The 4,935-nt window shown below is 70.2% G+C and carries 4 protein-coding genes; 2 read left to right on the top strand and 2 right to left on the bottom strand.

What is annotated here, in order from left to right; translation table 11 throughout:
• Together D7Y13_RS38485 and D7Y13_RS38480 are read left to right on the top strand one after the other, a co-directional pair.
• Positions 1-1,227 (top strand): HlyD family secretion protein (locus D7Y13_RS38485; RefSeq protein ID WP_147452598.1); only part of this gene is annotated, 1,227 nt, incomplete at its 5' end.
• A gap of 3 nt (positions 1,228-1,230) precedes the next feature.
• A complete protein-coding gene (locus tag D7Y13_RS38480) occupies positions 1,231-2,781 on the top strand; it encodes a DHA2 family efflux MFS transporter permease subunit (RefSeq protein ID WP_233595991.1) in 1,551 nt (516 codons plus the stop codon).
• 89 nt (positions 2,782-2,870) lie between these two features.
• Here the strand turns inward: D7Y13_RS38480 and D7Y13_RS38475 are convergent, their stop codons facing one another.
• Positions 2,871-4,406, bottom strand: coding sequence for a ricin-type beta-trefoil lectin domain protein (locus D7Y13_RS38475; protein ID WP_120585920.1), 1,536 nt, complete (start codon positions 4,404-4,406; stop codon positions 2,871-2,873).
• Positions 4,407-4,597: 191 nt separating this feature from the next.
• Positions 4,598-4,935: MYXO-CTERM sorting domain-containing protein (locus tag D7Y13_RS38470; protein ID WP_244222432.1), on the bottom strand; the 338-nt coding region annotated here is incomplete at its 5' end.

Here is a 4,935-nt window from a genome sequence, read left to right as displayed (position 1 = left end):
GCCCCGACGCCCGCGAAGCGCTCCCGCGCCAAGCAGGTGCTGCCCCTCCTCGTGGGCGTGGCGGTGCTGGGCGGTGGCGCGCGCTTCCTCATCACCCGCGGCCATGAGTCCACCGACGACGCCCAGGTGGAAGGCCGCATCGCCAACGTGTCGCCGCGCGTGTCGGGGCAGGTGGCCCGCGTGCTGGTGAGCGACAACCAGCAGGTGAAGGCCGGCGACGTGGTGGTGGAGCTGGACCACGCGGACCTGGACGCCCGGCTGGAGGTGGCCCGCGCGGACGTGATGAGCGCGGAGGCCCAGCTCACCAACGCCCAGGCCCAGCTCACCCTCACCGAGGCCAACGCGGGCGCCAACCTGCGGCAGGCCCGCGCGGGCGTCACCCAGGCGTCCAGCGGCATCAGCTCCTCCAAGGCGGCGCTCGACCAGTCCCGCGCGGACGTGGCCGCGTCCGAAGCGCGCTTCAAGCTGGCGGAGACGGACCTGGGCCGCGTGAAGCAGCTGCGGGAGCAGGGCGCGCTGTCGCAGTCCGACCTGGACACGCGTCAGGCCGCGTACGACCAGGCCAAGGCGGCCCTGGACCAGTCGCGCGCGCGGCTGGTCTCCACGGAGGCCGGCATCACCAGCTCGTCCGGTGGCCTGGAGGCCGCGCAGGGCAAGCTCAACGCCGCGGAGACGGGCCCCGTGCAGGTGCAGTCCGCGAACGCCGCGCTGAAGCTCGCGGAGGCCCGCCTCAAGCAGACGCGCGCCGCGCTGACGCTGGCGGAGCTGAACGTGTCCTACGCCCAGGTGCGCGCCCCGGTGGACGGCGTGGTGAGCCGCCGCACGGTGGAGGTGGGGCAGATGGTGGGCCCGGAGCGTCCGCTGATGGCCGTGGTGCCGCAGAACGACCTCTGGGTGGTGGCCAACTTCAAGGAGGACCAGGTCGGTGAGATGCGCCCGGGCCAGGCGGTGGACGTGGAGGTGGACGCCTTCGGCAGCCACTCCTTCCACGGCCACGTGGACAGCCTCGCGGGCGCCAGCGGCGCGAGGTTCGCCCTGCTGCCTCCCGACAACGCGTCCGGCAACTTCGTGAAGGTGGTGCAGCGCATCCCGGTGCTCATCCGCTTCGACGGAGATTTGAAGTCGCTGCCCATCAAGCCGGGCATGAGCGCCTACGTGACGGTGGACACCGGCTCGGAGCCCGCGCCGCGGAAGACGGCGGCGGTGGACGTCCGGAAGGCGGAGTAGCCGGTGGACGCGCGTCGCGACGTCATCCAAGGCTCCAAGGCGGGCATCACCATCGCGGCCATGGCCGCGGCGCTGATGTCCGTGCTGGACATCTCCATCGTCAACGTGGCGCTGAGCGACATCCGCGCGAGCTTCGGCACGCCGTTGGATCAGATCGCCTGGGTGTCCACCGGCTACATGATGGCCAACGTGGTGGTCATCCCGATGACGGGCTGGCTCCAGCGCCGGTTCGGCTACCGCAAGTACTTCACCTTCTCCATCCTGCTCTTCACCCTGGCCAGCGTGTTGTGCGGCCTGTCGTGGAACCTCCCGTCGCTCGTCGCCTTCCGCATCCTCCAGGGCATGGGCGGCGGCGCCATCATCCCCACCTCGCAGGCCATCCTCTTCGCCCGCTACCCGCGCGAGGAGCACGGCATGGCGGGCGCGCTCTTCGGCCTGGGCGCCGTGACGGGGCCGCTGTTGGGGCCCACCGTGGGCGGGCTCCTCATCAACGCGGCGAGCTGGCACTGGATCTTCCTCATCAACGTGCCGGTGGGCCTCTTCGCCGCGTACATGGCGTGGCGCTCCATCGACCAGCCCCACTTCGAGCGCTCCACGGAGAAGGTGGACAAGAATGGCATCGCGCTCCTGGCGGTGGGCATGGCCTGTCTCCAGTACGTGCTGGAGGAGGGCAACCGCGAGGACTGGTTCGACAGCAAGCTCATCACGCTGCTGGCCGTCATCGCGGGCATCGCGCTCGTCACCTTCGTCATCCACGAGCTGGAGACACCCAGTCCGGTGGTGGACCTGAGGGTGTTCGCCAACCGCTCGTACACCGCGGCCACGGGGGTGAACTTCCTCGTGGGCACCGCGCTGTTCTCCGGCTCGTTCCTGTTCAGCCTCTTCTGCGGTTCGGTGATGCGCTACGAGGCGTTGGACATCGGCCTCATCTTCCTCAAGGGCAGCGCCATCCAGATCCTCCTGATGCCGCTCATCGGCAAGTTCGGAGGGAAGGTGGACGGCCGCTTCCTGGTGGCCCTGGGCGTCATCGGCATGAGCGTGTCCCTGTGGACCAACGGCCACCTCACCACGCGGGTGGACGAAATCACGCTCATCACGCCGGTGTTCATCCGCGCCTGTTCCATGGGCTTCATCTTCGTGCCGCTGTCGGTGATGGCGCTCAGCAACCTGCGTCCGGAGCAGCGTGGCAACGCGGCGGGCCTCTTCAACCTGACGCGTGAGCTGGGCGGCTCCATTGGCACCGCGTGGATGAGCAGCGCGCTCAGCCGCACCACCAAGGCCAACTTCACCGCCATCACGTCGCACGTGGACACGTACGGTCAGGTGGCCCAGGAGCAGTTCGCCCAGTTGAAGGGCGCCATGGCCGCGAGGGGCGTGTTGGACCCCACGGGCGCGGCGATGGGACTGCTCGGGCAGCGCGTCAACGCGCAGGCGCTGGTGCGGGCCTTCAACGCGAACTTCCTCATCCTCGCCGTCATCTTCGCCTGCGCCCTCATCCTGGTCGGCATGCTCCAGAAGCCGGACCCCACGGTGAAGGTGGAAGGCGCGCACTGACGGCATCGTCGGACGCCTTGAAATGACAACGCGCGGGCCCGGGTGCTTCCGGGTCCGCGCGTTTCTGCGTCAGGGGATGCGGGGGACGACTACCGGCGCCACTTCTGCGCGCTGGAGCCGTTGCACTCCCAGAGCTGCAGCGGCGTGCCGCTGGCGGAGTTGCCGCTCGTCACGTCCACGCACTTGTTGGCCTGGGGGTTCACCAGGTCACCGGCGCCGGAGAGGATGAACTGCTGCGCCGGGTTGCCGGAGCAGGTCACCAGCTGGATGGCCGCGCCGTTGTCGCGCGAGCCCCAGGCCACGTCCATGCACTTGCCGAAGGCGCGCACGGTGCCGTCCGCCATGAAGGTCCACTTCTGCGCGTTGGTGCCGTTGCAGTCCCACAACTGCAGGCGGGTGCCGTCGTTCGTGTTGGAGTTCGGCACGTCGATGCACTTGTTCGCCAGGCCGATGATGGGGCCGCCCGAGCCGCCGCTGCCCGTGGTGGTGAGCGACAGGCCGTACGCGCCCAGGATGGGGTTGAGCGGCTGGAAGAACGTGGTGCCGCCCGTGGAGCAGTTGCCGGAGCCGCCGGACGTCACGCCCTGCGCCTGGTTGCCGGACAGCCACGAGCCACCGGAGTCACCGCCCTCCGCGCACGCGTTCGTCTGGGTGAGGCCGTACACGAGCCCCGCCGAGTAGCTGACGGTGGCGTTCTTCGCCTGGATGACGCCACAGCGCCAGCCGGTGGTGGAGCCCGAGCGACAGATGGACGCGTTGATGCCCGCCTCCTGCGACCCGTACACCAGCACGTTGCCGCCCGCGTAGTTGTTCACCCACGGCTGCGAACCCCAGGAGCCGTTGGTGCGCACCCAGGCGAAGTCGTTGCCGGGCCAGTTGGCCGACACCACCGTGCCCTGGCCCACGCCGTTGAAGCCGCTGGTCCCCGTGCCCGGGCCGCCGCAGTGGCCCGCCGTGACGAAGCCGCCCGCCACCGGGAAGCCGATGGAGCAGCGCGCGTTGCCCGGGTAGTACGCGTCACCGCCGCGCAGGTCGTACAGCGGCTTGAACTCCTCGCGCGAAGGCACCACGCGCACCGCGTCGCTCTTCACGCCCGCCTTCGCCAGGAAGTCCGTGCCGCCCGTCAGCGCGGAGTCCTGCGCCAGCACCACCACGCTGTTGGTGGCGACGTCCACGTACCACGCATGCACGGTGCGGCCCGCGGAAGCGCCGTTGCGGTCCAGCTCCGCCTTCACCTGCTCCAGCGCCGCCTGCGTGTGCTTGACCTTCTGGGCAACCGCGCCCGCGCGCCGCACCAGGGCCGCGTCCGCGTCCGTGGTGACGCCCACCACCAGCTGGCTGCCGTCCGCGTTCATCCACGCGCCGCCAAAGCGCTCACCCAGCTCCGCGCGCAGCGAGCCCTCCACCCGCACCGCCGCCGCTTCCGCCGCCAGCCGACGGCGCGCGCCGTCCGCCGTGAGGCCCAGGTCCCGCTGCATCGCGGAGAGCAGCTCCGGCGACACGTCCTGCGCGATGGCCGCGTCCTGCTGCGATGAAGCCGCCAGCGCCACGGACGGGATGACACCCAGGGTCGCGCCTGCGAACAGCGCCGTCGCGGTGGAGAACAGACCGAAGCTCCGCTTCATCGGGTCCTGCCTTTCGTGCTGCGGGGAGGCGTGAAGGCAAACCCGATTGAGCCCTGGAGGTCAATCAATTCAAGGATTAGTAAAAATCTCTGACATATTTGTGTCATCGAAGAAAGTGCCCGCAATGAGAATGGCCCGGCGCGCCATGAGAGCGCACCGGGCCAGGGACTTGCTTCGGTCTCAGGGGAAAGTCAGCGCTTCGACGCGTTGCTCCGCACGCGGGCGGGGGCCCGGCGGCGCAGCATGGCGGCGCCCAGCATCAGCAGGGCGGCGGCGAAGGGCAGGGTGCCGGAGGTGCCGGACGCGCTGCAGCCGCCCGCCACGGGCTCACCGAGGGACGAGTCCCCGGGCAGGCCATTGGGGTTGTTGGAGATGGGCGTGGTGGTGCCGGTGGGCGCCTGCCCGCCGATGTTGGGCAGCGTGACGACGGGCGCGTCGGGGGTGGTCGTCACCGGGACTTCCGCCACCGGAGGCGTGGTGGTGGGGTCCTCGCTCGGGATGGTGGTGTCGTCCGGGACGGGCGTGGGCG

Origin of the sequence: Corallococcus praedator, assembly GCF_003612125.1 — a bacterium.
Classification (GTDB): Bacteria; Myxococcota; Myxococcia; order Myxococcales; family Myxococcaceae; genus Corallococcus; species Corallococcus praedator.
The sequence above is the reverse complement of the archived record's forward strand: the minus strand, read 5'-3'. Positions and strand labels throughout refer to the sequence as shown.

Coding starts and splice junctions, on each gene's coding strand:
- D7Y13_RS38475 (WP_120585920.1), bottom strand. CDS start 4,406: ATGAAGCGGAGCTTCGGTCTGTTCTCCACCGCGACGGCGCTGTTCGCA.